The sequence below is a fragment of the Citrobacter sp. CK185 genome, from assembly GCF_030333565.1.
GTDB classification, from domain to species: domain Bacteria; phylum Pseudomonadota; class Gammaproteobacteria; order Enterobacterales; family Enterobacteriaceae; genus Citrobacter_B; species Citrobacter_B koseri.
In genome coordinates, this window is sequence record NZ_JAOWFR010000024.1 from 221635 (window position 1) to 248241 (window position 26607).

Here is a 26607-nt window from a genome sequence, read left to right on the forward strand (position 1 = left end):
CACACATGCAACAAAAAAGCCTGCAACTCGTTGAAGTTACAGGCTTTTTTAAGGTTCATGATGCATCATGAATGAATGTTTGGTGGAGCTGGCGGGAGTTGAACCCGCGTCCGAAATTCCTACATCCTCGGTACTACATGCTTAGTCAGTCTTTACATTCGCCTGGCACCTGCGGACGGACACGCCACTACCAAACTAGCCTGATTAGTTTTAACGCTTCAACCCCAGGCAGGGCATCCACGCGATCTCTTTTGGGTTTGACCTCTCTTTGATCCCCGTCTTAAGAGCGGAAGCTAGGGAGAGAGGGCTCAGAGCAGGTTATTAAGCTGCTAAAGCGTAGTTTTCGTCGTTTGCGACTATTTTTTGCGGCTTTTTACGAGGCCAACCGCCCCTCGGCATGCACCTTGGGTTTCGCAAATCCCGTCGAATCCAGAATCAGCCCCAATGTGTTATGTTAAGTATAACAGAGTTGTGACACGCGTGACCAGCCCCCGATTTTCCTTATCTTCAAGGATTTACCGCTCATTTCGCGTGATGGAACGATTTGCTTAAATAGCCAGCAACGAAAGCGGTGTTATCAGGGAACGTTTAGCGGCCTGCATTCTTCATGATACGGGCTTTATCCAGTTGCCACTCACGCTCTTTCAGGTCTGAGCGTTTATCATGCTGTTTCTTACCTTTTGCGACGCCGATTTTCACTTTGCACCAGGCGTTCTTCCAGTACAGTGAAAGCGCGACGACGGTATAACCTTCACGATTGACGCGTCCGTACAGGGAGTCGAGTTCGCGCTGGTTCAGTAGCAGTTTACGGGTGCGAGTGGGGTCGCACACGACGTGCGTTGAGGCGACGGCCATTGGCGTAAAGTTTGCGCCGAACAGGTACGCTTCGCCATCCCTGAGAAGGACATAGCTATCGCTAATATTCGCTTTGCCCGCGCGCAGGGATTTAACTTCCCAACCTTGCAGGGCGAGTCCAGCTTCGAACTCTTCTTCAATAAAGTATTCGTGTCGGGCGCGCTTATTCAACGCAATAGTGGCTGAGCCAGGTTTGTGTGCTTTTTTCTTCGTCATAATGCCGCTCAGTATAGGTAATCTGAAATCGAAAAACACCCCATTTCATCCTGCGGGGGATAAGGCGTTATCTTAGCATGAACCTGCGTAGGCCCTGTTGAGGTATAGCGTTTTTTTTACCTGGGGATAAATGGTATTATTTGTTCGATTTATGTTGATGGAAATTGCTATGCCTCAGATTAGCCGGACCGCTTTAGTCCCTTATAGCGCGGAACAGATGTATAAGTTAGTGAATGATGTTCAGTCCTACCCTCAGTTTTTGCCGGGATGCGTCGGCAGCCGTGTGCTGGAATCGACGCCGGGTCAGATGACGGCGGCCGTGGATGTGTCTAAGGCAGGGATCAGCAAAACATTCACGACACGTAACCAGTTGACGAATAACCAGAGCATCCTGATGCATCTGGTCGATGGCCCTTTCAAAAAGTTGATTGGCGGGTGGAAATTTACGCCGCTCAGCCAGGAAGCGTGCCGCATCGAGTTCCACCTCGATTTTGAGTTCACCAACAAGTTAATTGAACTGGCGTTTGGCCGCGTCTTTAAAGAGCTGGCTTCTAATATGGTGCAGGCGTTCACCGTTCGGGCCAAAGAGGTTTACAGTGTCGGCTAAAATTGTCGTCGAAGTGGCGTATGCGCTGCCCGAGAAACAGTATTTACAGCGTGTGACGTTGCAGGAAGGCGCGACGGTTGAAGAGGCGATTCGTGCTTCCGGTTTGCTGGAACTGCGCACCGATATCGATCTCGCTAAAAACAAAGTCGGTATATATAGCCGCCCGACAAAACTTGCCGACGTGGTTCATGACGGCGATCGGGTAGAGATCTATCGACCGCTGATTGCCGATCCAAAAGAGTTGCGCAGACAGCGAGCGGAGAAATCGGCAAATAAATAATCATGGATGCCTGAACGCTTATCAGGCCTGCATTCTTTCGGCAAAGCGGGTTCAGGTTCGTCAATAATTAAAAAAGGTGCCAATGGCACCTTTTTTAACACCAGAAAACAATCTTACTTGTTGTCGGTCAACGCTGGCTTATTGTCGATGTTGGTCAACACGCCGTTGCTGTTAAAGGTCAGCGTTAAGGTTTGTTGCGTTACGCCTTCATGACCCGGTTGCTGACGGAACACATAGAACCATGTGTTAGTGCCAAAAGGATCGGACATCATCGGTGTACCCAAAGCATAAGCAACCTGCTGTTGCGTCATACCGACGCGCACTTTGGCGACATCGTTAGCGGTCAGATAGTTCCCCTGGTTGATGTCAGGGCGGTAAACCACTCGCTCCAGAGTGGAACAGCCTGCGGTCAACATCAGTAGTACTGCTGCGGCAGCAGTCAGCGTTTTACAGCGCATAGTGATTTGATTCCTTTTCGGGCCCGAGCAGTACGCGGCTCATATGTAATATGCCGATGATAATAGACCTTTCACCACTTTAAAACCTTTTGGTGTCGGGTCTTACGGCGATTTTGTTTTGTACTCAGACCTTAAAGGGTCAAAAAAGTTTACGCAGCCAACAGTTCTTTCGCATTTGCGAGGGTATTACGCGTCACTTCGCTGCCGCCAAGTAAACGAGCCAGCTCCTGTAATCGCGAGCGTTTATCCAGCGACTGCATATGCGTTTCGGTCATGGCGCCGTCCGTTTCTTTGCTGACAAAGAAGTGCTGATGACCACAACCGGCAACTTGCGGAAGGTGGGTAACGCACATTACCTGAGTTGACTCACCTAACTGGCGCAGCAGTTTACCGACAACGGCCGCAGTAGGGCCGCTGATACCGACATCGACTTCATCGAAAATGAGCGCCGGGGTTTCCATTTTACGGGCAGTAATGACCTGAATTGCCAGCGCGATACGGGACAGTTCGCCCCCGGAAGCGACCTTTGCGATTGGCTGCAATGGCTGACCCGGGTTTGTGGTGACTTTAAACTCTACGCGGTCGGCACCGTCGCTGCTCAGATGATGCTCATCAAATTTCACATCAATAGTGAACTGGCCATGCGGCATCGACAGCGCATGCATGCTTTCAGTGATCAACTGCCCCAGTTCCTGCGCGTCATGCTGACGCTGAGTATGCAGCGCTTTTGCCGTCTCCAGCGCCTGCTGGCGATGTTTGTTCACCGCCAGCGTCAGGGTTTCCAGTGAGTCGGCCTGATCGTCAAGCTGCTGCTGTTCTTCGAGCAGTGACTGATAAAACTGCGGCAGCGCTTCCGGGCTGACGTGATGTTTACGCGCCAGTGAAATCTGCTTAGAAATGCGCTGCTCAAGTTCGAACAGGCGATTGGGGTCTAAATCCAGACGATCGCAATAGTGACGCAGTTCGTCGCTGGCCTCAGTTATCTGGATTGTGGCCTCTTCCAGCATATCCAGAATGCCAGACAGTTTGCTGTCCATGCCCGTTAGTTCGGTGACTAACTGTTTTGCCGTGTACAGCTGGCTTTGCAGATTGACGTCTTCGCCATCAGCAAGCAACGTCAGCGCATTCTGGCTGGTCGTCAGCAACTGGCCGCTGTTTGCCAGTCGTTTATATTCTTCATCAATTTGCTCAAACTCACCGGGCTGCGGGTTAAATTCGTTCAGTTCTTTCAACTGATATTGCAGCAGCTCCATACGTGCGGCGCGTTCCTGGCTTTGCTGTTGATGATGCGCCAGATCGCGGCAGCTTTGATGCCACAGTTGATAGCGTGAGGACATTTCCTGAATCAGAAACGCTTCGTTGGCGTAGCCGTCGAGCAGGGATTTTTGATGTTCAGACTTGGTCAGTAGCTGATGTGCATGCTGGCCGTGAATTTGAATGAGCAACTGGCCCAGTTCCCGTAACTGGGAGAGAGGCACGGCGGTGCCGTTGATGAAGCCGCGGGAGCGACCGTCGCTGCTAATGACGCGGCGAAGTAAGCACTCACGCCCTTCTTCCAGTTGGTTTTCTCCCAGCCAGCGCAGCGCTGCTGGCGTATCTTTCAGTGAGAAGCGGGCGCACAGGTCTGCGCGGGTTGCTCCCACCCGCACCATGTCGGCGTCTGCACGGCCACCCAGACACAAGCCGAGCGCATCAATCGCAATAGACTTACCCGCGCCGGTTTCACCGGTAATGACGGTCATTCCGCTCTGGAAATCGATCTCAAGTTCACGAACGATAGCAAAATTGCTGATGGTCAGTTGTGCCAACATAGCTGTTTTCCTGTATGAAAAACCATAACTGTAATTACATACAGTATAAACTGGTTTTTTATACAGTAAAGAGGGCGGCGTTAAATTAGAATAATTTTTTTGACCAGCCTAGTTTTGTGCTTAATGTGTTGAAATAACTGTAATCTTTAGGGTGTATCAGGTTCAGATGGTAGTCACAGCGGCGGATCAATACATCTTCGCCTTCCTGTATGGGCAGGGCAATCTGACTGTCGCAACTGATTTCGAGGTCGCTACGGCGGTGTGAGAAACGCAAACGAATCGTGCTGCTGCCGTTAATGACCAACGGGCGTGCGGATAGGGTGTGCGGGAACATCGGCACCAGCGTGATGGCGTCCAGCGACGGCGTCAGAATGGGGCCGCCCGCCGAGAGTGAATAGGCGGTGGAACCGGTCGGCGTAGAGATGATCAGACCATCGGAACGCTGAGAAAAGGCGAAGGTTTCGTCTATATACACTTCAAATTCAATCATGTGTGCCACTTTCCCCGGGTGCAGCACGACTTCATTGATGGCGGTACTGATGCGTTTCTGGCAGTTTTGCTGGCAGACCTGAGCTTCCAGTAAAAAGCGTTTCTCGGCGATATAATGGCCTTCCAGTACATCCGCGAGTTGTTGCAGGGCGTTGTCCGGGTCAAGGTCGGTCAGGAAGCCGAGATTGCCACGGTTAATGCCGATCACTTTGATGTCATAGCGCGCCAGCGTGCGCGCCGCGCCGAGCATATTGCCATCCCCGCCGACAACGACGGCGAGATCCGCCAGTTGACCAATTTCCGCCAGCGTGCCGGTTTTTACATTTTTCAGCTGTAATTCGTGGGCGATCTGTTGCTCCACGATGACCTCGTAACCTTTTGTGCATAGCCAGCGGTAGAGCATTTCATGTGTCGTCAGTGCAGTGGGGTGACGTGGATGTCCCACAATGCCAATACACTTGAAATGATTGTTCATTTTCTCGAGGTCCTTGTAGCGAAGATTGATGACAATGTGAGTGCTTCCCTTGAAACCCTGAATCTGATCCCCATAATAAGCGAAGTTAGCGAGATGAATGCGAAAAAAAACGCGGAGAAATTCATGAGTAGTAAAGAACAGAAAACGCCTGAGGGGCAAGCCCCGGAAGAAATTATCATGGATCAGCACGAAGAAGTTGAGGCGGTTGAATCAGACGCTTCTGCTGAGCAGGTGGATCCGCGCGATGAAAAAATTGCGAATCTGGAAGCGCAGCTTGCTGAAGCCCAGAATCGCGAACGTGACAGCGTGTTACGTATCAAAGCGGAAATGGAAAACCTGCGCCGTCGTACCGAGCTGGACGTAGAAAAGGCGCATAAGTTCGCGCTGGAAAAATTCGTCAATGAGCTGTTGCCGGTTATCGATAGCCTGGATCGTGCGCTGGAAGTGGCGGATAAAGCGAATCCAGATATGGCGTCAATGGTCGAAGGCATTGAGCTGACGCTGAAATCCATGCTGGATGTCGTGCGTAAGTTCGGCGTAGAGGTGATTGCTGACACCAACGTACCGCTGGATCCGAACGTGCATCAGGCGATTGCGATGGTGGAGTCTGAGGATGTTACCCCGGGTAACGTGCTGGGCATTATGCAGAAAGGCTATACGCTGAACGGTCGTACTATTCGCGCGGCGATGGTAACTGTGGCGAAGGCGAAAGCGTAATTTGCCATCCGTAGTGCCGGGTGGCGGCATTCGCCGTACCCGGCCTACAACATTATTCTGAGATACTCTCCCGCAACGGTTTCACCGGCAAGACTTTAACCTGCTTAATCATATTGTCCTGGACGTCGAGAATATCGATATCGTACTGGCCAATGCGCACGCGCGTTCCGGCGATGGGGATCTCTTCCAGCGCTTCCAGAATCACGCCGTTTACCGTTCGCGCATCGTCTTCCGGCAGGTGCCAGTTAAAGGCTTTGTTGATTTCCCGCACGTTGGCGCTGCCGTCGATAATCACTGAACCGTCATTCTGCGGCGTGACCTCTTCCGCCAGCGTTGGCGACATCGAGGTAGTGAAGTCGCCGACAATCTCTTCCAGAATATCTTCGACCGTCACCAGCCCCTGAATATCCCCGTATTCGTTGACCACCAGCCCGACTTTCTTTTTATTACGCTGAAATTTTACCAGCTGCGTGCTGAGCGGCGTGCCTTCCGGGATGAAGTAGATCTCATCGGCGGCGCGCAGCATGGTCTCTTTAGTGAACTCTTTTTTCTCGGACATTAACCGCCAGGCTTCGCGTACGCGCAGCATGCTGATGGCGTCATCCAGCGAGTCGCGGTAAAGCACAATGCGCCCGTGCGGCGAGTGAGAAAGCTGGCGGACGATCGACTTCCAGTCGTCATTGATATCAATGCCGATAATTTCGTTGCGCGGCACCATGATGTCATCCACGCTGACCTTTTCCAGATCCAGCACTGAGAGCAGCATGTCCTGGTTGCGGCGGGAGATTTGCGAGCGGGATTCATTCACGAGCGTGCGCAGTTCGTCTTTACTCAGAGAGCCGCTGATGACGATATCCGTTTTAATGCCCATCATGCGCATCAGCAGCCGGGTAATGGTGTTAAGCAACCAGACCAGCGGCATCATCAGCACCTGCAAAGGCGCCAACAGAAAACTGCTGGGGTAGGCCACTTTTTCCGGGTACAGCGCGGCGATGGTTTTCGGCAGCACTTCCGCAAATACGAGGACGACAAACGTCAGTACGCCGGTGGCAATCGCCACGCCCGCATCGCCGTACAGACGCATACCGACGATGGTGCCGATGGCTGAGGCGAGAATATTGACCAGGTTATTACCGATCAGAACCAGGCTTATCAGTCGGTCCGGCTTGCGCAGTAGTTTTTCCACGCGCTTTGCCGGACGATTGCCCTGTTTTGCCAGGTGGCGAAGACGATAGCGGTTCAGCGTCATCATGCCGGTTTCGGAACCGGAAAAATAGGCTGAAATAACCACCATGATGATCAGTGTGACGATCAGCGTGGTAGTGGAGATATGTTCCAGGGGGTGCTCCTTTAAGACTTAGCTTACAAACTGCTGCAATACGCGGCTGCCAAAATAGGCCAGCGTCAGAATGCCTGCGCCCGCGACGTTAAACCATACGACCCGACGTCCGCGCCAGCCTTCGTGGTAATGTCCCCACAACAGAACAATATAGACAAACCATGCCACGATAGAGAGAACGGCTTTGTCGATATTTTCCATGCTGAACAGGTTATGCATGTAAAACAGGCCAGTACACAGCGTGAGCGTCAGCAGCACCACGCCAATCTGCGTGATGTGAAACATTTTGCGCTCAATGCTCATCAGCGGGGGCATTTCATTATTGAACGCCAGCTTTTTGTTTTTGAGCTGATAGTCGATCCATGCCAGCTGCAACGCATACAGCGCGGCAATGATCAATGTGGCGTAAGCGAACAGCGACAGGCCGATGTGTATCATCATACCTGGCGTGGCTTCGAGGTGGGTGATGTACTCGTTCGGCATGAACGTGGCGAAGGCCAGGTTAATTAACGCAAAGGCGTAGACAACAGGCAGCAGCAGCCAGCCGCGATTGCGTGAAGCGACAATTGTCATGACGGTACAAATCATCAGGCTGACCAGCGAACCGACGTTCAGCAGGCTCAGGTTTTGACCGCTTTCGCCGCCGGGCAGGATTCGGGCTTCCAGCGCAAAAGCATGGCACACCAGCGCGATGACCGCAGAAAGGATAGCCATACGCCGCCAGCCGCTGTTTTTTTGCAGCAAAGCAGGAACGATCAGCGCGAGGCTGATGGAATAGGCGACAAGAGCGAGTAAAGCAAAAACGGGCATAGGAGTGTCGACAGTTGGCCAGTGAGAGAGAAGCAGTATAGCGTTACGTGACCGCTGCTCCAACCGTTGCATAACAACAAAGGCGGCTTCATGTTATACTGCGACAAAATTCTGTATATGTGTCGCGCTAGCGACCAACCGTTTCCACCCCAGGCGAGAGACAATGTTTGATAATTTAACCGATCGTTTGTCGCGCACGCTGCGCAATATCAGTGGCCGTGGACGCCTTACTGAAGACAACGTTAAAGAGACGCTGCGCGAAGTGCGCATGGCGCTGCTGGAGGCTGACGTTGCGCTTCCTGTAGTGCGAGAGTTTATCAATCGCGTAAAAGAGAAAGCGGTTGGTCATGAAGTTAACAAGAGTCTGACGCCGGGGCAGGAGTTCGTCAAGATTGTGCGCAACGAACTGGTTGCGGCGATGGGCGAAGAGAACCAGACCCTGAATCTGGCCGCGCAGCCGCCAGCCGTCGTGCTGATGGCGGGCTTGCAGGGCGCCGGTAAAACCACCAGCGTCGGTAAGCTGGGTAAATTCCTGCGCGAGAAGCACAAGAAGAAAGTGCTGGTCGTCTCTGCCGACGTTTATCGCCCGGCGGCGATCAAACAGCTGGAAACCCTGGCGCAGCAGGTTGACGTCGATTTCTTCCCGTCTGACGTCGGTCAGAAGCCGGTTGATATCGTCAACGCCGCGCTGAAAGAAGCGAAACTCAAATTCTACGACGTGCTGCTGGTGGATACCGCCGGTCGCCTGCACGTCGATGAAGCGATGATGGACGAAATCAAACAGGTCCACGCTTCTATTAATCCGGTAGAGACCCTGTTTGTCGTCGATGCGATGACCGGTCAGGATGCCGCGAATACCGCGAAAGCGTTTAACGAAGCGCTGCCGTTGACCGGCGTGGTGCTGACGAAAGTCGACGGTGACGCCCGTGGCGGTGCCGCGCTCTCTATTCGTCATATCACCGGCAAGCCGATTAAATTCCTCGGCGTTGGCGAGAAAACCGAAGCGCTGGAGCCGTTCCACCCGGATCGTATCGCGTCCCGTATTCTCGGCATGGGCGACGTGCTGTCGCTGATCGAAGATATTGAAAGCAAAGTTGACCGCGCGCAGGCTGAGAAATTAGCCAGCAAACTGAAAAAAGGCGACGGCTTTGATCTGAACGATTTCCTCGAACAGCTCAACCAGATGAAAAACATGGGCGGTATGGCGAGCCTGATGGGCAAGCTGCCGGGCATGGGCCAGATTCCTGATAACGTGAAATCGCAGATGGATGACAAGGTGCTGGTGCGGATGGAGGCTATCATCAACTCGATGACGCTGAAAGAGCGCGCGAAGCCAGAAATCATCAAAGGTTCCCGTAAACGCCGTATCGCAGCCGGTTGTGGCATGCAGGTACAGGACGTTAACCGTCTTCTGAAACAGTTCGACGACATGCAGCGCATGATGAAGAAAATGAAGAAAGGCGGGATGGCGAAGATGATGCGTGGCATGAAGGGTATGATGCCGCCTGGCTTCCCGGGTCGTTAATCGGCCTGGCTTGTTTGCCATTTCGGCACCGGGGTGTGCTCGCCATCCTCACGTACTGCGTGTACGCTCCGGTGGCTGCGCGCACGCCGGCACCGAACTGCCTGCACCGCCGACGGCCTTTTATAGCAGAGTTATCAACTGCTGATTGCATTTTCCCCAGAAATCAGTAAAATTTTCGGGCTTTTAATATGACACCCGGGCTCCGTTCCTCGATGGGGCCTGGGTGTTTTATTCACACAAGAGGATGTTATGGTTACTATTCGTTTAGCTCGTCACGGCGCTAAAAAGCGTCCGTTCTATCAGGTTGTTGTTACCGACAGCCGTAATGCACGCAACGGTCGCTTCATTGAGCGCGTTGGCTTCTTCAACCCGATCGCCAGCGAAAAAGAAGAAGGCACCCGCCTGGATCTGGATCGCATCGCTCACTGGGTTGGCCAGGGCGCGACTATTTCTGATCGCGTTGCAGCGCTGATCAAAGCAGCAAACAAAGCAGCTTAATCTGTCACGGTGGTCATGATGAGCAAGCAACTCACTGCGCAAGCGCCCGTTGAACCCATCGTTTTGGGGAAAATGGGGTCGTCTTACGGTATTCGTGGGTGGCTCAGAGTGTTTTCTTCCACCGAAGACGCCGAAAGCATTTTTGACTATCAGCCCTGGTTTATCCAGAAGGCGGGTCAGTGGCAGCAAGTACAGCTGGAAAGCTGGAAGCACCACAATCAGGATCTGATCATCAAGCTGAAAGGCGTTGACGATCGTGATTCGGCGAATCTACTGACCAATTGCGAAATTGTCGTGGATTCCTCGCAGTTGCCAGCGCTGGAAGATGGTTCCTACTACTGGAAAGACCTTATGGGCTGCCAGGTAGTGACCACTGAAGGCTACGATCTCGGTAAAGTCGTCGATATGATGGAAACCGGTTCGAATGACGTCATCGTCATCAAGGCAAACCTGAAAGATGCGTTTGGTATCAAGGAACGTCTTGTGCCGTTCCTCGATGGGCAGGTTATCAAGAAAGTCGATCTCGCTACTCGTACTATCGAAGTAGATTGGGATCCTGGTTTTTAAACCACCGGATAAACGGTAAAAGTCGGCGTTATGGGGATTGGCTTGTGTTTATAGGTATCGTTAGCCTGTTTCCTGAAATGTTCCGCGCAATTACCGATTACGGGGTAACTGGCCGGGCAGTAAAAAATGGCCTGCTGAGCATCCAGAGCTGGAGTCCTCGTGACTTCACGCATGACCGGCACCGTACCGTGGACGATCGTCCTTACGGCGGCGGACCGGGGATGTTAATGATGGTGCAACCCTTGCGGGACGCCATTCATGCAGCAAAAAGCGCGGCGGGTGAAGGCGCTAAGGTGATCTATCTGTCACCTCAGGGACGCAAGCTTGATCAAGCGGGCGTCAGCGAACTGGCAACGAATCAGAAACTGATTCTGGTGTGCGGTCGCTACGAAGGAATAGATGAGCGCGTGATTCAAACCGAAATTGACGAAGAATGGTCAATCGGCGATTACGTACTCAGTGGTGGTGAGTTACCAGCAATGACGCTGATTGACTCCGTTTCCCGGTTCATTCCGGGGGTTCTGGGTCATGAGGCTTCGGCAATCGAAGATTCCTTTGCCGACGGATTACTGGACTGTCCACACTATACTCGACCTGAAGTGTTGGAAGGGATGGAAGTACCGGCAGTATTGCTGTCAGGAAACCATGCTGAGATACGTCGCTGGCGTTTGAAACAGTCGCTGGGCCGAACCTGGCTTAGAAGACCTGAACTTCTGGAAAACCTGGCTCTGACTGAAGAGCAAGCAAGGTTGCTGGCGGAGTTCAAAACGGAACACGCACAACAGCAACATAAACATGATGGGCTGGTCTGAGACCCCCAAATATCAGTTTACCCAGGATAAGAGATTAAATTATGAGCAACATTATTAAGCAACTTGAACAAGAGCAGATGAAGCAGGACGTACCTTCCTTCCGTCCGGGTGATACCGTGGAAGTGAAAGTATGGGTTGTTGAAGGTTCCAAAAAACGTCTGCAGGCATTCGAGGGCGTGGTTATCGCTATTCGTAACCGCGGTCTGCACTCTGCATTCACTGTTCGTAAAATTTCCAACGGCGAAGGCGTTGAGCGTGTCTTCCAGACTCACTCTCCGGTAGTTGACAGCATTGCTGTTAAACGTCGTGGTGCCGTTCGTAAAGCTAAACTGTACTACCTGCGTGAGCGTACTGGTAAGGCTGCTCGTATTAAAGAGCGTCTTAACTAAGATATCGCTCAGGCGACATCCTGTAAGAAAGGGCTGGCCAGTTGGTCGGCCCTTTTTTTATCTTCGTGAAGCTCACAACGTTAACCATTAGTTCATAAATCATTTACAATGCCCGTTCGTTACGGGAGGGGCAGTGGTTATCGGTACATTTCGTCAGCCTGCGTATCAACGCAACGCGACATGGCTCGCGATGTTTGCGATCCTGCTGATCGTGGTGGCGCCGCTTATCTCCGTCTCGTTGCAAAAAGATCCCATGAGCGCCATGCCTGGTATGCATCATGACATGAGTATGATGGCTGAACATGACGGACATCATGGGCAGTCTTCATCAATGCCGATGCCTGTCGATCACGGTGAAGCGTGCGGGTATTGCGTCCTCCTGACCCATGTTCCTGGCCTGATGCTGGCGCTGGTCATCCTGTTGTCCGGGATGCTGCTCAGACAAAAGCTGACGCCGCCACGCCCGGTTGTTAAACACTGGTATTTCTTCCCCTGGCTTTATCCCGATACGCGCGCGCCGCCGCGTTGGTCCGCTGTTTCCTGAATCTAACAATACGTTTGTGCGCATAAGCGTCACGACACATGTGTGCTTTCTCTGAGGAAAAGTATGACAACCTGCACTCCGCGCGCGGCATGGATAACCCTGCTGCGACGTTTTCATTTCTACACAGGTCTGTTTGTCGGGCCATTTATCTTTGTGGCGGCCTTAACCGGTACGCTCTACGTTGCGACGCCGCAACTGGAAGAGGCGCTCTATGCACCGGCGCTACAGGGCACAGAGCAAGGAGAGCGGCAACCGCTGGCGGCGCAAATCGCCGTTGCCCAACAGGTGACGGGAGGGCATTTACGACTGCATGCCGTTCGTCCCGCTCTTGAAGAGGGCGCAACGACGCGGGTGATGTTTGCCGACCCCGGACTTGCCGCTTCTGAGAACCGGGCGATTTTCATCGATCCAGTGACGCTGGCGGTGAAAGGCGATATGACGGTCTATGGCACCAGTGGCATTTTGCCCCTGCGTCAGTGGATTGATTATGCTCACCGCTCTTTGCTATTGGGGGATATCGGGCGAATTTACAGCGAGCTGGCGGCCTCCTGGATGTGGGTTGCGGCGACTGGCGGCATCATGCTCTGGTATTTCACCCGACCAAAACGTCGGCTGAATAATCGGGTGCAAAATAACCGGCGTTTACACGTAATGCTGGGGTGGTTATTGCTGGCGGGGATGCTGCTGTTCTCGGCAACCGGTTTAACCTGGTCCCAGTGGGCCGGGGGCAACGTGGATAAAATGCGTGCGGCTTTTGGCTGGCTGACGCCGCAGGTGAATACGCAGCTTTATGGCGACGAACGCCCTGCTGATGAACATGCCGAGCATCATGCCGGGCAGGAAATGCCGGTTATGCATATGGATGTCAGCCAGTTTGATGCGGTTCTGCATACGGCGCAGGCGGCGGGAATTGATGCTAAAAAGCTGGAGATTCGTCCGGCCAAAGATGCGCAACATGGCTGGACGGTAACTGAAATTGATCGCCGCTGGCCGACACAGGTTGATGCGGTATCAGTAGACGCCGCAACCCTGCATGTTATCGACCGGACGCATTTTGCTGACTTTCCGCTTATGGCAAAGCTGACGCGCTGGGGCGTCGATTTCCATATGGGCATACTGTTTGGTCTGCCAAATCAGTTACTGCTGATCGCCTTCGGCATCGGGCTTTGCCTGATGATTATTATCGGCTACCGTCTGTGGTGGATTCGCCGACCGGCCAGGTCAGGCGTTAACCCGGCGCAAACGCTGATGCAGTGTTGGCTTACGTTAGGTTGGCCGGGAAGGTGCGGGGTTCTGGTGCTGGCTGCCGCCCTGGGGATGGCGATGCCGGTGCTGGGAGGCAGTCTGCTGGTATTTATCGTTATCGACTGGCTGCGCTGGTTCAGCACGTCTCGCGCCGCCCTTGCGCAGCCAGTTGACTAACATTACGGCGTGCTGATGACGACGGCAACGCGGCGGTTTTCAGCACGACCTTTCGCGCTCTGATTGCTGGCGACCGGGTGCTTTTTACCTAAACCCTGCGTCGTCAGATTGCTGCGTGGGATGTTGGCGCCTTCGGCCCAGGCGTCAGCAACCACATTGGCGCGCTTGAGCGACAATGCCTCGTTATAACTGTCTTCGCCGTAGTTGTCAGTATGGCCATCCATACGGGCATGTTTCAGCCCGGTGGCTGCCAGCCTGGAGGCCATCTCGCGGATTTGCTGCTGGCTCTCCGGGCGTAACTTATAGTCGTTTTTATCAAATAAAATGTTGTCAGACAGCCCCAGAGACCAGTCGCCTGCTGATTCAGTAAATCCATAGGATTTCATTGCCGCAACTTGTTCGGGCGTAAATTTCCCCTGCGGCGTCTGGCAACCCGCCAGAATCAACGCTATCAGAATGATCGGGGAGAAAAGTCGCTTTAGCATATATCTATTCCTGTTATTTAATTGAACGTTCAGAACGCTGATGTTTGGCCTGATACATATTACGATCGGCCAACTCTTGTAATTTTTCTGCGGAAGCATGTTCCCACGTCAGCGCGAAACCAATACTCAGCGTCATACTCGCCAGATGCCCGTTATGCAGATCAAAAGGGCGATTAAATTCTTGCGATAATGCCGAACAAATGCGTTTAACTTCGTACTCCGAATGCACGTTGTAAAGCACCATGGCGAATTCATCTCCGCCAAGTCGATATGGCTGGTGGTGATTGCCGCCAAACTCCGCCAGTCGCCGGGCGACCTCGATCAAAACGCGATCTCCTGCGGCATGCCCCCATGTATCGTTAATGAATTTGAAATTATCGCCGTCCAGAAATAGCAGCGCCGAACAGCTACGGGCGGAGCTGTCGTTCATCAACTCGGTTATGCTGTTACGAAAGGCGGCACGATTAGCAAGACCAGTAAGGGGGTCGTGCAGCGCGGTACGCAAAAGCTGGGCGTTTTTAGCCTGTAGCCGCAGTTGCCACTCTTCCATCTCATCCAGCAGACTGTTGAAATCCTGGGCAAAAAGATGGAACTCTTCAATGCGTTCCTCAGAAACGCGACGTGAAAAGTTACGGTTCGTGCGTACATCATGTACCACATCGGTGATGTTTTGCAGCGCGTCCACCACGCCATTATGCAAATAACGCGTGAGCATTAACGCAATGCCGGATGCGAGCAAAATACACCCGGTAAGAACCGCCAGCGAGAGCCAGATAAAATGACCAATCAAGCTGTCGCGCGCGGTCAGGCAGACCTCGCCGATAATTTTGCCATTGTGCCAGACGGGCTGAGTCACCGGCAGCGGGAAAAGCCACTGGCTGATCAGGCCATTGAGCTTATCGTCCGATGCTTGTGCGTCATAGTACCAGGAGGCGATCACCTTCTGGTTTTTATCGCGAACCTCTGCGGCCGAGAACTGCCCCTGGCGCCCCAGCGCGGCCAGCGTTTCTGTCGCGGCGACGCCATCGGAAAACACCAATGCGGCCTCAAGACTATGGGTCATTGTCGCGGCAGTCAGATCCAGATTTTTTTGCGCATATTGTTTCAGCGTCAGGACAGAGGCGACGCAAAGCAGCAGCCAGATCAGCAGCATGGTGACCAGTACGCTGATCATGTTGATCCGGCGTAATGTCCGCTTAAAGGTCGGGCGCGTTGTAGGGAAAAAATCCTTATCCATGCTTTTGATTCCGTGCAAGCATCAATACGTCGGGGTTCACTCTTACGCCACTGCGTGACAGGGAATCCAGATTTACGGAAAATCTGACTTCATCATTGTTTATGATCAGACAAAATGCGCTGCCAATAATGCATTCAGTATTTTGTTCGGCAATTAATAACAATGCCTTAGACGGATATTTATTCGTTAATTCTACCTGATACGCCGGAGATTCACTGCCGAAATAAAAGCCATCGCAACGGGCTGTCAGAGCTTCCTGCTCCGTGCGGATGATGACGGGCAGATAAGGTAATGACCTGGCGCTGTTGTCGTTCAGCACATCGGCAAAACGAGACGAGGCGAAAATACATAGCCGTGGAGGGCCAGATAATGCAGGCCAGCGTGTATAGCTGACGATACCGGAAACGATTGAGCGTACAGATTTCGCTTCTTCTGTGATGCCCTGAGCATACAGTGGTAATCCTGCCAGTAATAGCGTTAGCAGGAGTATGAGTCGGTGAGAAAAGCTCATAAACAGGTGCCCACCAGCGTCAGTCAAAAAGCATCAAAATACATCCGTGATTGTTTGCAGCAAAATAACATTATTTTGCCTGTCAGTCATTACACCATGCCGATTAATGGTATTTCCTTAAGTTAAATCCCATACTTATTTATTGGTAAGGTCTTAATTAATTTAGCCGCATTGAGCGAACACCTTCGTCTGCGCCTTTTTGCCAGGCATCATGCAATTGACTGGCGTTTTCAACCGTGTCGCAACTGGCGGGAAATGTTTTTCCGGCCAGTCCTCTGGCGTGGACAAAGTTTAACTGGCAGGTTTTTCGTTGGCCTTCGGCGTAGCCCTTAAGATATTGCGTTCGCTCCACGTCAGGATCGTTCCAGGCGTCAGCCAGTGTTTCGTTATCTTTGACGGCAACGCCTGAAATCGCATCTTCGATACCGGCGCTATACCAGTCGGTCGCGGTCCAGGTGGGAGCATGCGTGTAAGGATCGATCTGACATCCGCTGATGAATAAAACAAATAAGGCGCCTGCGAAACGCTTCATTGCCTGTTCTCCTGTGTTTTTCAAAGCATAGTGGATTCGCAAATATAATGATGTAAATTTTTATGTACGATTTTAATGGCGTTAATTGCGAGATAAATGGCTTGTGTAAAGTAAAATTTACGGAATGTGGATTGAAATCTTTACCGATTATGTTATCGTTACGCCATCCTCTGTGAGGATCATTTATCGCAAACGAGCTAAACAGGATCGCCATCATGCAAAAAGACGCGCTGAACAACGTACACATTACCGACGAACAGGTTCTGATGACCCCGGAACAACTCAAAGCGGCGTTCCCGCTGAGTTTGTCGCAAGAGGCGCAAATCGCCCAGTCACGTAAAACAATTTCTGACATCATCGCCGGTCGCGATCCGCGTCTGCTGGTGGTGTGCGGCCCTTGTTCTATCCACGATCCTGAAACCGCTCTGGAATACGCACGTCGATTTAAAACTCTTGCCGCAGAGGTCAGCGATAGCCTCTACCTGGTAATGCGCGTCTATTTTGAAAAGCCCCGTACCACTGTCGGCTGGAAAGGGTTGATTAACGATCCTCATATGGATGGCTCGTTTGATGTGGAAACCGGCCTGAAGATTGCGCGTCAACTTCTGGTGGAACTGGTGAACATGGGCTTGCCGCTGGCGACGGAAGCGTTAGATCCAAACAGCCCGCAATACCTGGGCGATCTGTTTAGCTGGTCGGCAATCGGCGCGCGTACGACCGAATCCCAAACCCACCGTGAAATGGCCTCTGGCCTTTCCATGCCCGTTGGCTTTAAAAACGGGACGGATGGCAGCCTGGCGACGGCGATTAACGCCATGCGTGCCGCTGCTCAGTCACACCGTTTTGTCGGTATCAACCAGGCGGGGCAGGTCGCTCTGCTGCAAACGCAGGGCAACCCGGATGGCCATGTCATTCTGCGCGGTGGAAAAGCGCCAAACTACAGCCCGGCAGATGTCGCGCAGTGTGAAAAAGAGATGGAACAGGCAGGACTCCGCCCGTCTCTGATGGTAGATTGCAGCCATGGTAACTCGAATAAAGATTACCGTCGCCAGCCTGCCGTGGCAGAGTCTGTGGTCGCGCAGATCAAAGACGGCAACCGTTCCATTATTGGCTTGATGATTGAAAGTAATATTCACGAAGGCAACCAGTCCTCCGAGCAACCGCGCAGTGAAATGAAATACGGCGTGTCTGTTACGGATGCGTGTATCAGTTGGGAAGCCACGGATGCGCTGCTGCGTGAAATTCATCAGGACCTGAACGGCCAACTGGTGGCGCGTGTAGCATAAGAGGTTGGTTATGGTTGCTGAGTTGACCGCGTTACGCGATCAAATAGATGAAGTGGATAAGGCGCTGCTGGATTTACTGGCTAAGCGCCTGGAGCTGGTGGCCGAAGTCGGTGAAGTGAAAAGCCGCTTTGGGCTGCCGATTTACGTGCCTGAGCGTGAAGCGTCTATGCTGGCTTCGCGCCGTGCGGAGGCGGAAGCGCTTGGCGTTCCTCCCGATCTGATTGAAGACGTCTTGCGTCGGGTGATGCGTGAGTCTTACTCCAGTGAGAATGACAAAGGGTTTAAGACGCTTTGTCCTTCTCTGCGCCCGGTGGTTATCGTCGGCGGTGGCGGTCAGATGGGCCGTTTGTTTGAAAAAATGCTCACGCTGTCGGGATACCAGGTACGCATACTTGAGCAACAGGACTGGGGACGGGCGCAGGAGATCGTGGCCGATGCCGGGATGGTGATCGTAAGTGTGCCGATTCATATCACGGAGCAGGTGATCGCGAAATTACCGCGTTTGCCTGCGGACTGTATTCTGGTCGATCTTGCATCGGTTAAAAACGGACCGCTACAGGCGATGATGGCGGCGCACGATGGCCCGGTACTGGGCTTACACCCGATGTTTGGCCCGGACAGCGGCAGTCTGGCAAAGCAGGTGGTTGTCTGGTGCGATGGTCGTCAGCCGGAGGCGTATCAGTGGTTCCTTGAGCAAATTCAGGTGTGGGGCGCGCGGTTGCATCGGATTAGCGCCGTTGAGCACGATCAGAATATGGCGTTTATTCAGGCGCTGCGTCACTTTGCGACGTTCGCTTACGGTTTGCACCTGGCGGAAGAGAATGTCCAGCTGGAACAACTGCTGGCGCTGTCGTCACCGATTTACCGTCTCGAACTGGCGATGGTTGGGCGACTGTTTGCGCAGGACCCGCAGCTATATGCCGATATTATTATGTCGTCGGAAAATAACCTGGCGCTGATCAAACGCTACTATAAACGTTTTGGCGACGCGATTGGTTTGCTGGAGCAGGGCGACAAGCAGGCCTTTATCGACAGTTTCCGCAAGGTCGAGCATTGGTTTGGTGATTACGCCAAACGCTTCCAGAACGAAAGTCGCACGCTGTTACGCCAGGCTAACGATAGCCGACAATAAGTGAGATGCCTGATGGCGACGCAGGTGCGTCTTATCCGGCCTACAAAATTGCATGAATCGTAGGCCGGATAAGCGTAGCGCCATCCGGCATTATCAAACAGTTAGTTCGGATCAGTTAGTTCGGATCGACAGGCACAACGTTCTCGCTGGGGTAGCAGCCCAGTACCTTCATCGAGCGGGTAATTTCCCCCAACTCTTTCAGCGCTTTTTTCATCTCCGGTGATTCCAGGTTGGCCTGGATATCGAGATAAAACATCTCTTCCCACGGGTTGCCGTGAATCGGACGGGACTCCAGTTTGGTCATGATCAGGTTGTGATTGCGCAGCACCAGCAGCGCCTCAACCAGCGCACCTGCCTGTTGACCCGTGGCGATCAGCAGCGTGGTTTTCGCCGGGACCTGGTCGGAAACATTGACGGCTTTGCGCGCCAGCACCACGAAACGGGTAATATTCTGCGTCTGGTTGGCTTCGATTCGTTCCAGCACCTGTAGCCCATGCAGCACGCCACCGGCTTCGCTACCCAGCGCCGCTACGCGTGGAGAGTTCGCCTGCGCCACTTTTTCCATTGCCGCAGAGGTGCTTTCAGTGTACTCAATCTTCCAGTGCGGATAGCGGTTAAGGAATTTACTGCACTGCTGGAACGGCTGCGGGTGGCTGTAGACCGTCTCAATGGTGTTTAAATCGGTCGTCCCTGAAACCAGCACGCAATGGTCGATGGTAATGGTCATCTCGCCCACGATAGAGAGGCTGGTGTGCTGCAACAGATCGTAGACGTCGTTGATCGCGCCTGAACTGGTGTTCTCAATCGGCACGACGGCGTAGTCCGCTTGCCCGGTTTCGACCTGATTAAAGATATCAGCGAATTTTGCGCAGCCGCTTTCAATAAACTGTTCAAAGTGGCGGGCGGCATACTGGCGCGCAGCGAGGTGCGAGTACGACCCTTTTGGTCCAAGAAAGGCAATACGCGCTGAATGCGGGTTAATTTTGTTCAGATGTTGCTGCAACAGCGCCTGCTGGGTAAGGACGGAATCTTCAATGATGAGCTGGAACAGGCGAGTAATATAGTGCGCGTCCAGATGATGGGTTTTGCCAAGCGCGATCAGCCTGTCCAGCAGGTCGCGCTCGCGATCGATATCACGCACCGGGCGATGAGAAAGCAGCTTCGCTTTCCCGACTTCAACGGCCAGCTCACGACGCTCCGCCAGCAAGGCCAGTAATTTTACATCCAGAGCGCTTATTTTCTCTCGCAGCGCCAGTAACGGGTTTTCCGATGTCATAGTGTTGCCTTTCTTGTTATCAATAAAAAAGGCCTCCCGTGTGGGAGGCCTTATTGTTCGTCTTCGCATTCTTTTTCACACGACGAAACGCCTCCCATTCAGGGGAAGGTAAAAAAGAATGCGAAGAAGAACGGGATAAGTTTCATGTCAGTTTCCTTGAGCGACTTCAGTAAAGTACCCGTACTGTTTTAATCCTGTCAACAAAAAACGCGCCCGAAGGCGCGTTGGCGATACACTCAATGTAAGGGACTACTCTTCTTCTGCTTCGACGAAGTTGGCGTCTTTTACTGAAGTTGTGGCACGACGGGCTTCGCCTTTGTGCTGCACTTTATTGAGCTGCCGTTCCAGCTTGTTGATCAAATCGTTAATGGCGGCGTACATATCTTCGTGTTTTGCGCTGGCGACCAGATGTCCGTTCGGGGTATTGATGGTGGCATCAGCGATGAAACCCTGTGGCTCCTTAGACAGAATGATATGTGGATTAATCAGGTGAGTTTGCCATTTTTCTAGTTTGGCGAGACGGTCTGCGACATGCTGGCGTATTGCCGGAGTAATTTCCATTTGTTTACTGGTAATGTTCATTGTCATAAATTTTACCTCTTGTCTTTCCCGTCTTGGTGATTCCAGCATACCGTTCCCAATGTCAAAAAGCGTGATTTAAATCACATTATTTTGTCACTTTTTGTCAAGGAAGCCTTTTTGTGAGTTATCGCAGGAACAACGGATTTTTTACTTGAGGAATAGCCGAAAGGGAGCCATATTTGACGGGATGCGTTGTACTGAAACCGCTTCAGCAACAGCGTAAAATGGATAAAAAAACGGCAGCCTTAGGGCTGCCGTTTTGCGTTCAGTACGCAATCAGGTGTTGCGACCATTAGCGGCGATAATTTTCGCCACTTTGTCAGCCTGAGTCGTCATCTGCATCTGACGATAAGCGTTTTCCATCAGCGGCAGAGCGTCGCGCGTCGCCTGCGTATCCGGGAAGTCGCGCAGCATACCTTCCACACGGTTTACCACGGCAACCCATGCGCCGCGAGCGGTGTAGTAGTCGGCAACGGAGTATTCATACTTCGCCAGACGATCTTTCAGGAAGACCAGACGTTTGGTGGCGTCGGTCGTGTACTGGCTGTTCGGATAGCTACGCACCAGTTTTGAGAAATCATTGAATGCAGCTCGGGCGTGCTGCGGATCGCGATCGCTACGATCGACGCCGAAGAAACCTTGCAGCGCGCTGTCATCCAGCGCCATATTGGTCAGACCGCGCATATACATGACATAATCAATATTCGGGTGCGTCGGATTGAGGCGAATAAAACGATCGATGGCGGCCTGAGCTAACGGCAGATCGGCGTTTTTGTAGTAGGCGTAGATCAGATCCAACTGCACCTGCTGAGAATACGGTCCAAATGGATAACGGTTATCCAACGCTTCCAATTGCGTTATTGCCTGTTTCCAGTTACCGTCCTGCAGCTTTTGCTGGGCAGTCGCGTAGATTTCGTTAGGCGGATTATCGGGCACCTCTTCCTTTGAACCAGAGCAACCCGCCAAAAACAGGCTCAACGTGGCTGCTGCCACCAGATATTTCATGCGCGTCATGACGTTTTGACTTTCCTCAAAATGTTTTACGGGAGATTCTCTGTTCCTGCTCCCGGTTAAGACCAGCTACAATAGCACACTATATTAAACGGCAAAGCCGTAAAACCCAACGTTAAACGAAGAAGCTGTATATGGCACAACGAGTACAACTCACCGCAACGGTATCCGAAAACCAACTCGGTCAACGCTTAGATCAGGCTTTGGCCGAAATGTTCCCGGATTATTCACGTTCGCGCATAAAAGAATGGATTCTCGATCGGCGCGTGCTGGTCAACGGTAAACTTTGCGATAAACCGAAAGAAAAAGTATTGGGCGGCGAACAGGTTTCCATTAACGCGGAAATCGACGAAGAGATCCGCTTTGAGCCGCAGGATATCCCGCTGGATATCGTCTACGAAGATGACGATATCCTTGTCATCAACAAACCGCGCGATTTAGTGGTTCACCCTGGCGCCGGTAATCCTGATGGTACGGTACTGAATGCTCTGTTGCATTACTACCCGCCGATTGCTGACGTACCGCGCGCGGGTATTGTGCATCGTCTGGATAAAGACACCACAGGTCTGATGGTGGTGGCGAAAACGGTTCCGGCGCAAACGCGACTGGTGGAGTCTTTGCAACTGCGTGAAATCACCCGTGAGTATGAAGCGGTCGCGATCGGACATATGACGGCGGGCGGTACGGTAGATGAACCGATCAGCCGTCATCCGACCAAACGAACCCATATGTCAGTGCATCCAATGGGGAAACCGGCGGTGACTCACTACCGCATCATGGAACATTTCCGTGTGCATACGCGTCTGCGGTTGCGTCTGGAAACCGGACGTACGCACCAGATCCGCGTGCACATGGCGCATATCACGCATCCGCTGGTGGGCGATCAGGTGTATGGCGGTCGTCCGCGTCCACCGAAGGGGGCATCAGAAGCGTTTATCTCCACGTTGCGTCAGTTTGATCGCCAGGCGCTGCACGCGACGATGCTGCGTCTTTACCATCCGATTTCCGGTATTGAAATGGAATGGCATGCGCCGATTCCGCAGGATATGGTGGAGCTGATTGACGTGATGCGCGCTGACTTCGAAGAACATAAGGATGATGTAGACTGGCTATGAGTAAGCTAATTGTTCCGCAGTGGCCAATCCCGGAGGGGGTTGCAGCCTGTAGTTCTGTACGTACAGGCGGTGTCAGCTTACCGCCTTACGATTCTCTGAACCTGGGCGCCCATTGCGGCGATAACCCGGAACATGTGGAAGAGAATCGCAAGAGACTCTTTGCTGCGGGCAATTTGCCGTCAAAACCCGTCTGGCTTGAACAGGTGCATGGCAAGGACGTGCTGAAACTCACCGGCGAGCCTTATGCATCCAAACGTGCGGATGCGTCGTACAGCAATACCCCCGGCACCGTTTGCGCGGTGATGACGGCGGACTGTTTGCCCGTGTTGTTTTGTAATCGCGCGGGAACGGAAGTGGCGGCGGCTCATGCGGGCTGGCGCGGATTATGTGAAGGTGTGCTGGAAGAGACGGTCGCCTGCTTTGCCGATAAACCTGAAAACATTATCGCCTGGCTGGGTCCGGCTATTGGCCCTGCTGCTTTTGAAGTGGGGGCTGAAGTGCGTGACGCGTTTATCGCAAAAGATGCGAAGGCGAGCAGCGCATTTCAGGCGCGCGGCGAAAAATATCTGGCGGATATTTATCAGCTTGCGCGTCAACGTCTGGCGAATGTGGGAGTTGAAAGCGTCTATGGCGGCGATCGCTGTACCTACAGCGAAAGTGAGACTTTCTTCTCTTATCGTCGCGACAAGATCACAGGTCGTATGGCAAGTTTTATTTGGCTGATATAACCTAAAGAATCAAGACGATCCGGTACGTGTAATTTTCTTTTCACATAATTCAGGTCATTCACCTTGAATAATTGAGGGATGACCTCATTTAATCTCCAGTAGCAATTTTGACCTGTTATGGGAGGAGTTATGCGTCTGGATCGTCTTACTAATAAATTCCAGCTTGCTCTTGCCGATGCCCAGTCGCTCGCACTGGGGCACGACAACCAATTCATCGAACCTCTTCATTTAATGAGCGCCTTACTGAATCAGGAAGGGGGATCGGTACGTCCTTTATTAACGTCCGCTGGCATTAATGCTGGCCAGTTACGCACGAGTATTGATCAGGCGCTGAGCCGTTTGCCGCAGGTGGAAGGCACCGGCGGCGACGTACAGCCGTCTCAGGATCTGGTGCGTGTACTGAATCTTTGCGACAAGCTGGCGCAAAAACGTGGGGACAACTTTATTTCGTCGGAACTGTTCGTTCTGGCTGCGCTTGAGTCTCGCGGCACGCTGACCGACCTACTGAAATCGGCCGGGGCGACCACCGCCAATATCACTCAGGCAGTTGAACAAATGCGCGGAGGTGAAAGCGTGAACGATCAAGGGGCTGAAGACCAACGTCAGGCCTTGCAAAAATATACCGTCGACCTGACCGAGCGCGCGGAGCAGGGCAAGCTCGATCCGGTGATTGGTCGTGATGAAGAAATTCGCCGTACCATCCAGGTACTGCAACGCCGTACTAAGAACAACCCGGTATTAATCGGTGAACCGGGGGTCGGTAAAACGGCGATTGTCGAAGGGCTGGCGCAGCGAATCATTAATGGCGAAGTGCCGGAAGGGCTGAAAGGCCGTCGCGTACTGGCGCTGGATATGGGCGCGCTGGTGGCCGGGGCGAAGTATCGCGGTGAGTTTGAAGAGCGTCTGAAAGGCGTGCTGAACGATCTCGCCAAACAGGAAGGCAACGTCATCCTGTTTATCGATGAATTACACACGATGGTCGGCGCGGGTAAAGCCGACGGCGCAATGGATGCCGGGAACATGCTGAAACCGGCGCTGGCGCGTGGAGAACTGCACTGTGTGGGCGCCACGACGCTGGACGAATATCGCCAGTACATTGAAAAAGATGCGGCGCTGGAACGTCGTTTCCAGAAAGTGTTCGTCGCGGAACCGTCTGTGGAAGATACCATCGCTATTCTGCGTGGTCTTAAAGAACGTTATGAGCTGCACCACCATGTGCAGATTACTGACCCGGCGATTGTGGCGGCGGCAACCTTATCTCACCGCTACATTTCCGATCGCCAGTTGCCGGATAAAGCCATCGACCTGATCGATGAGGCTGCATCCAGCATCCGTATGCAGATTGACTCCAAGCCGGAAGAACTGGACAGGCTCGACCGCCGTATTATTCAGCTCAAGCTGGAACAGCAGGCGTTAATGAAAGAGTCTGATGAGGCGAGCAAAAAACGCCTCGATATGCTCAACGAGGAACTGGATGATAAAGAACGCCAGTACTCTGAATTAGAAGAAGAGTGGAAAGCAGAGAAAGCCTCTCTGTCCGGCACGCAGACCATTAAGGCCGAACTGGAGCAGGCGAAAATCGCCATCGAACAGGCGCGTCGTGTGGGCGATCTGGCGCGGATGTCTGAACTTCAGTACGGCAAAATCCCTGAGTTGGAAAAACAGCTGGAAGCGGCGACTCAATCTGAAGGTAAAACCATGCGTCTGTTACGCAATAAAGTGACGGATGCGGAAATAGCTGAAGTGCTGGCGCGGTGGACGGGGATTCCGGTTGCCAGAATGCTTGAAGGCGAACGTGAAAAACTGCTGCGTATGGAGCAGGAATTACACAGCCGCGTGATTGGGCAGAATGAGGCCGTTGAAGCGGTATCGAATGCCATTCGCCGTAGCCGTGCGGGACTGGCCGACCCGAATCGTCCAATTGGTTCGTTCCTGTTCCTTGGGCCGACCGGGGTAGGTAAAACCGAACTGTGCAAGGCGCTGGCAAACTTTATGTTTGATAGCGATGACGCGATGGTGCGTATCGACATGTCTGAGTTCATGGAAAAACACTCCGTGTCTCGTCTGGTTGGCGCGCCTCCGGGATATGTGGGTTATGAAGAGGGCGGTTATCTGACGGAAGCGGTACGTCGTCGTCCTTATTCCGTCATACTGCTGGATGAAGTTGAGAAAGCGCATCCTGATGTATTCAACATTCTGTTGCAGGTGCTGGATGATGGCCGTCTGACGGACGGGCAAGGGAGAACGGTCGACTTCCGCAACACGGTTGTCATTATGACCTCAAACCTCGGTTCCGATCTGATCCAGGAGCGTTTCGGTGAGCTGGATTACGGCCATATGAAAGAACTGGTGCTTGGTGTGGTCAGTCACAACTTCCGCCCGGAATTCATTAACCGTATAGATGAAGTCGTGGTATTCCATCCGTTGGGTGAAAAACATATCGCTTCTATTGCACAGATCCAGTTGCAGCGTCTGTACAAACGTCTGGAAGAGCGCGGGTATGAAATCCATATCTCTGATGATGCGCTGAAATTGCTGAGCGCGAATGGTTACGATCCGGTTTACGGGGCGCGTCCATTGAAACGTGCAATTCAGCAGCAGATTGAAAACCCGCTGGCGCAGCAAATCTTGTCTGGTGAGCTGATTCCGGGTAAAGCGATTCGTCTGGAGGCGAATGACGATCGCATTGTGGCAGTGCAGTAAGTCACAAATAATAAAAAACGGGCCCATTCGGGCTCGTTTTTGTTTAAAAACCAGGCAAAAATAAAAGGGTGATATGCAAAACGTCCAAAAAACGAACGGTTGATAAGTTTTTTCTAATTTCCCCTTGTCAGGCCGGAATAACTCCCTATAATGCGCCTCCACTGACACGGAACAACGGCACACAGGCCGCCGGGT

At 52.7% G+C, this 26607-nt stretch carries 29 protein-coding genes, 1 other RNA gene and 1 other annotated feature; of the genes, 15 read left to right on the forward strand and 15 right to left on the reverse strand.

Annotated elements, in window-relative coordinates; translation table 11 throughout:
* Positions 1 to 80: 80 nt before the first annotated feature.
* Positions 81 to 443: a transfer-messenger RNA gene (ssrA, locus tag OGV79_RS12235) on the reverse strand.
* 145 nt (positions 444 to 588) lie between these two features.
* Positions 589 to 1071: an SsrA-binding protein SmpB gene (gene smpB / locus OGV79_RS12240; protein ID WP_012134708.1), complete on the reverse strand. Its 483-nt coding sequence runs from the start codon at positions 1069 to 1071 to the stop codon at positions 589 to 591.
* A gap of 169 nt (positions 1072 to 1240) precedes the next feature.
* Between smpB and ratA the strand changes: the two genes are divergently transcribed.
* The gene (gene ratA / locus OGV79_RS12245) at positions 1241 to 1678 is read left to right on the forward strand and encodes a type II toxin-antitoxin system toxin RatA (RefSeq protein ID WP_024130854.1); all 438 of its coding nucleotides are present in this window, start codon (positions 1241 to 1243) and stop codon (positions 1676 to 1678) included.
* Positions 1668 to 1958, forward strand: coding sequence for an RnfH family protein (locus OGV79_RS12250; RefSeq protein ID WP_012134706.1), 291 nt, complete (start codon positions 1668 to 1670; stop codon positions 1956 to 1958). The genes ratA and OGV79_RS12250 overlap by 11 nt, the downstream gene beginning before the upstream one ends.
* A 113-nt stretch (positions 1959 to 2071) precedes the next feature.
* On the opposite strand, the gene bamE is transcribed toward OGV79_RS12250, so the two are convergent.
* From bamE to nadK, 3 genes are all read right to left on the reverse strand, one after another.
* Complete coding sequence (gene bamE, locus OGV79_RS12255) at positions 2072 to 2416, reverse strand: outer membrane protein assembly factor BamE (RefSeq protein WP_012134705.1); 345 nt, start codon at positions 2414 to 2416, stop codon at positions 2072 to 2074.
* A gap of 149 nt (positions 2417 to 2565) precedes the next feature.
* On the reverse strand, positions 2566 to 4227 hold the full coding sequence (recN, locus tag OGV79_RS12260) for a DNA repair protein RecN (RefSeq protein ID WP_286468510.1): 1662 nt from the start codon (positions 4225 to 4227) through the stop codon (positions 2566 to 2568).
* 85 nt (positions 4228 to 4312) lie between these two features.
* Positions 4313 to 5191, reverse strand: coding sequence for an NAD(+) kinase (gene nadK / locus OGV79_RS12265; protein ID WP_024130853.1), 879 nt, complete (start codon positions 5189 to 5191; stop codon positions 4313 to 4315).
* A gap of 123 nt (positions 5192 to 5314) precedes the next feature.
* Between nadK and grpE the strand changes: the two genes are divergently transcribed.
* A complete protein-coding gene (gene grpE / locus OGV79_RS12270; RefSeq protein ID WP_024130852.1) occupies positions 5315 to 5908 on the forward strand; it encodes a nucleotide exchange factor GrpE in 594 nt (197 codons plus the stop codon).
* Between the two features lie 52 nt (positions 5909 to 5960).
* Here grpE and OGV79_RS12275 read toward each other — a convergent pair whose 3' ends face one another.
* Both OGV79_RS12275 and OGV79_RS12280 read right to left on the reverse strand, forming a co-directional pair.
* Positions 5961 to 7247 carry an HlyC/CorC family transporter gene (locus tag OGV79_RS12275; protein WP_047461874.1) on the reverse strand — a complete coding sequence of 429 codons (1287 nt, stop codon included), beginning with the start codon at positions 7245 to 7247 and terminating at the stop codon, positions 5961 to 5963.
* Positions 7248 to 7265: 18 nt separating this feature from the next.
* Entirely contained in the window at positions 7266 to 8057 is a 792-nt protein-coding gene (locus OGV79_RS12280; RefSeq protein ID WP_012134700.1) for a cytochrome C assembly family protein, read from the reverse strand.
* A gap of 163 nt (positions 8058 to 8220) precedes the next feature.
* Here OGV79_RS12280 and ffh point away from each other — a divergent pair, with 163 nt between their 5' ends.
* The 7 genes from ffh (at position 8221) to OGV79_RS12315 (ending at position 13814) form a co-directional block, all read left to right on the forward strand.
* On the forward strand, positions 8221 to 9582 hold the full coding sequence (ffh, locus tag OGV79_RS12285; RefSeq protein WP_012134699.1) for a signal recognition particle protein: 1362 nt from the start codon (positions 8221 to 8223) through the stop codon (positions 9580 to 9582).
* 249 nt (positions 9583 to 9831) lie between these two features.
* Complete coding sequence (gene rpsP / locus OGV79_RS12290; protein ID WP_012134698.1) at positions 9832 to 10080, forward strand: 30S ribosomal protein S16; 249 nt, start codon at positions 9832 to 9834, stop codon at positions 10078 to 10080.
* An 18-nt stretch (positions 10081 to 10098) separates the two neighbouring features.
* Positions 10099 to 10647, forward strand: coding sequence for a ribosome maturation factor RimM (rimM, locus tag OGV79_RS12295; protein ID WP_024130851.1), 549 nt, complete (start codon positions 10099 to 10101; stop codon positions 10645 to 10647).
* Positions 10648 to 10691: 44 nt separating this feature from the next.
* Complete coding sequence (trmD, locus tag OGV79_RS12300) at positions 10692 to 11459, forward strand: tRNA (guanosine(37)-N1)-methyltransferase TrmD (protein ID WP_024130850.1); 768 nt, start codon at positions 10692 to 10694, stop codon at positions 11457 to 11459.
* Between the two features lie 41 nt (positions 11460 to 11500).
* The gene (rplS, locus tag OGV79_RS12305) at positions 11501 to 11848 is read left to right on the forward strand and encodes a 50S ribosomal protein L19 (protein WP_012134695.1); all 348 of its coding nucleotides are present in this window, start codon (positions 11501 to 11503) and stop codon (positions 11846 to 11848) included.
* 190 nt (positions 11849 to 12038) lie between these two features.
* On the forward strand, positions 12039 to 12392 hold the full coding sequence (locus OGV79_RS12310) for a DUF2946 domain-containing protein (protein ID WP_286468516.1): 354 nt from the start codon (positions 12039 to 12041) through the stop codon (positions 12390 to 12392).
* Positions 12393 to 12455: 63 nt separating this feature from the next.
* The gene (locus OGV79_RS12315; RefSeq protein WP_286468511.1) at positions 12456 to 13814 is read left to right on the forward strand and encodes a PepSY-associated TM helix domain-containing protein; all 1359 of its coding nucleotides are present in this window, start codon (positions 12456 to 12458) and stop codon (positions 13812 to 13814) included.
* A 2-nt stretch (positions 13815 to 13816) separates the two neighbouring features.
* Here OGV79_RS12315 and OGV79_RS12320 read toward each other — a convergent pair whose 3' ends face one another.
* From OGV79_RS12320 to OGV79_RS12335, 4 genes are all read right to left on the reverse strand, one after another.
* A complete protein-coding gene (locus tag OGV79_RS12320; RefSeq protein ID WP_058667979.1) occupies positions 13817 to 14299 on the reverse strand; it encodes an OmpA family protein in 483 nt (160 codons plus the stop codon).
* A 13-nt stretch (positions 14300 to 14312) separates the two neighbouring features.
* Positions 14313 to 15536 (reverse strand): diguanylate cyclase DgcN/YfiN, encoded by a 1224-nt coding sequence (dgcN, locus tag OGV79_RS12325; protein WP_012134690.1) that lies wholly within the window; start codon positions 15534 to 15536, stop codon positions 14313 to 14315.
* Positions 15529 to 16047, reverse strand: a complete 519-nt coding sequence (gene yfiR, locus OGV79_RS12330) for a regulatory sequestration protein YfiR (protein WP_047461885.1) — start codon at positions 16045 to 16047, stop codon at positions 15529 to 15531. Before yfiR ends, dgcN begins: the two co-directional genes overlap by 8 nt.
* 157 nt (positions 16048 to 16204) lie before the next feature.
* Positions 16205 to 16579, reverse strand: a complete 375-nt coding sequence (locus OGV79_RS12335; protein ID WP_012134688.1) for a DUF2799 domain-containing protein — start codon at positions 16577 to 16579, stop codon at positions 16205 to 16207.
* Between the two features lie 215 nt (positions 16580 to 16794).
* On the opposite strand from OGV79_RS12335, the gene aroF reads away from it, so the two are divergent.
* Entirely contained in the window at positions 16795 to 17865 is a 1071-nt protein-coding gene (gene aroF / locus OGV79_RS12340) for a 3-deoxy-7-phosphoheptulonate synthase AroF (RefSeq protein WP_047461890.1), read from the forward strand.
* Positions 17866 to 17875: 10 nt separating this feature from the next.
* The gene (gene tyrA / locus OGV79_RS12345; RefSeq protein ID WP_047461893.1) at positions 17876 to 18997 is read left to right on the forward strand and encodes a bifunctional chorismate mutase/prephenate dehydrogenase; all 1122 of its coding nucleotides are present in this window, start codon (positions 17876 to 17878) and stop codon (positions 18995 to 18997) included.
* Positions 18998 to 19112: 115 nt separating this feature from the next.
* Here the strand turns inward: tyrA and pheA are convergent, their stop codons facing one another.
* From pheA to bamD, 4 genes are all read right to left on the reverse strand, one after another.
* A complete protein-coding gene (gene pheA / locus OGV79_RS12350) occupies positions 19113 to 20273 on the reverse strand; it encodes a bifunctional chorismate mutase/prephenate dehydratase (protein WP_047461896.1) in 1161 nt (386 codons plus the stop codon).
* A 22-nt stretch (positions 20274 to 20295) separates the two neighbouring features.
* Positions 20296 to 20420, reverse strand: a sequence feature (Phe leader region).
* On the reverse strand, positions 20372 to 20419 hold the full coding sequence (pheL, locus tag OGV79_RS12355) for a pheA operon leader peptide PheL (RefSeq protein WP_101706155.1): 48 nt from the start codon (positions 20417 to 20419) through the stop codon (positions 20372 to 20374). It overlaps the preceding feature by 48 nt.
* A gap of 102 nt (positions 20421 to 20522) precedes the next feature.
* Positions 20523 to 20861 carry a ribosome-associated translation inhibitor RaiA gene (raiA, locus tag OGV79_RS12360; protein WP_024130845.1) on the reverse strand — a complete coding sequence of 113 codons (339 nt, stop codon included), beginning with the start codon at positions 20859 to 20861 and terminating at the stop codon, positions 20523 to 20525.
* 270 nt (positions 20862 to 21131) lie between these two features.
* Complete coding sequence (gene bamD / locus OGV79_RS12365; protein WP_012134683.1) at positions 21132 to 21869, reverse strand: outer membrane protein assembly factor BamD; 738 nt, start codon at positions 21867 to 21869, stop codon at positions 21132 to 21134.
* Between the two features lie 131 nt (positions 21870 to 22000).
* Between bamD and rluD the strand changes: the two genes are divergently transcribed.
* The 3 genes from rluD (at position 22001) to clpB (ending at position 26412) form a co-directional block, all read left to right on the forward strand.
* Complete coding sequence (rluD, locus tag OGV79_RS12370; protein WP_047461899.1) at positions 22001 to 22981, forward strand: 23S rRNA pseudouridine(1911/1915/1917) synthase RluD; 981 nt, start codon at positions 22001 to 22003, stop codon at positions 22979 to 22981.
* Positions 22978 to 23709 carry a purine nucleoside phosphorylase YfiH gene (gene yfiH / locus OGV79_RS12375; protein WP_110493935.1) on the forward strand — a complete coding sequence of 244 codons (732 nt, stop codon included), beginning with the start codon at positions 22978 to 22980 and terminating at the stop codon, positions 23707 to 23709. Before rluD ends, yfiH begins: the two co-directional genes overlap by 4 nt.
* Positions 23710 to 23838: 129 nt before the next feature.
* Positions 23839 to 26412, forward strand: coding sequence for an ATP-dependent chaperone ClpB (gene clpB / locus OGV79_RS12380; RefSeq protein WP_024130844.1), 2574 nt, complete (start codon positions 23839 to 23841; stop codon positions 26410 to 26412).
* The last annotated feature ends 195 nt before the right edge of the window (positions 26413 to 26607 follow it).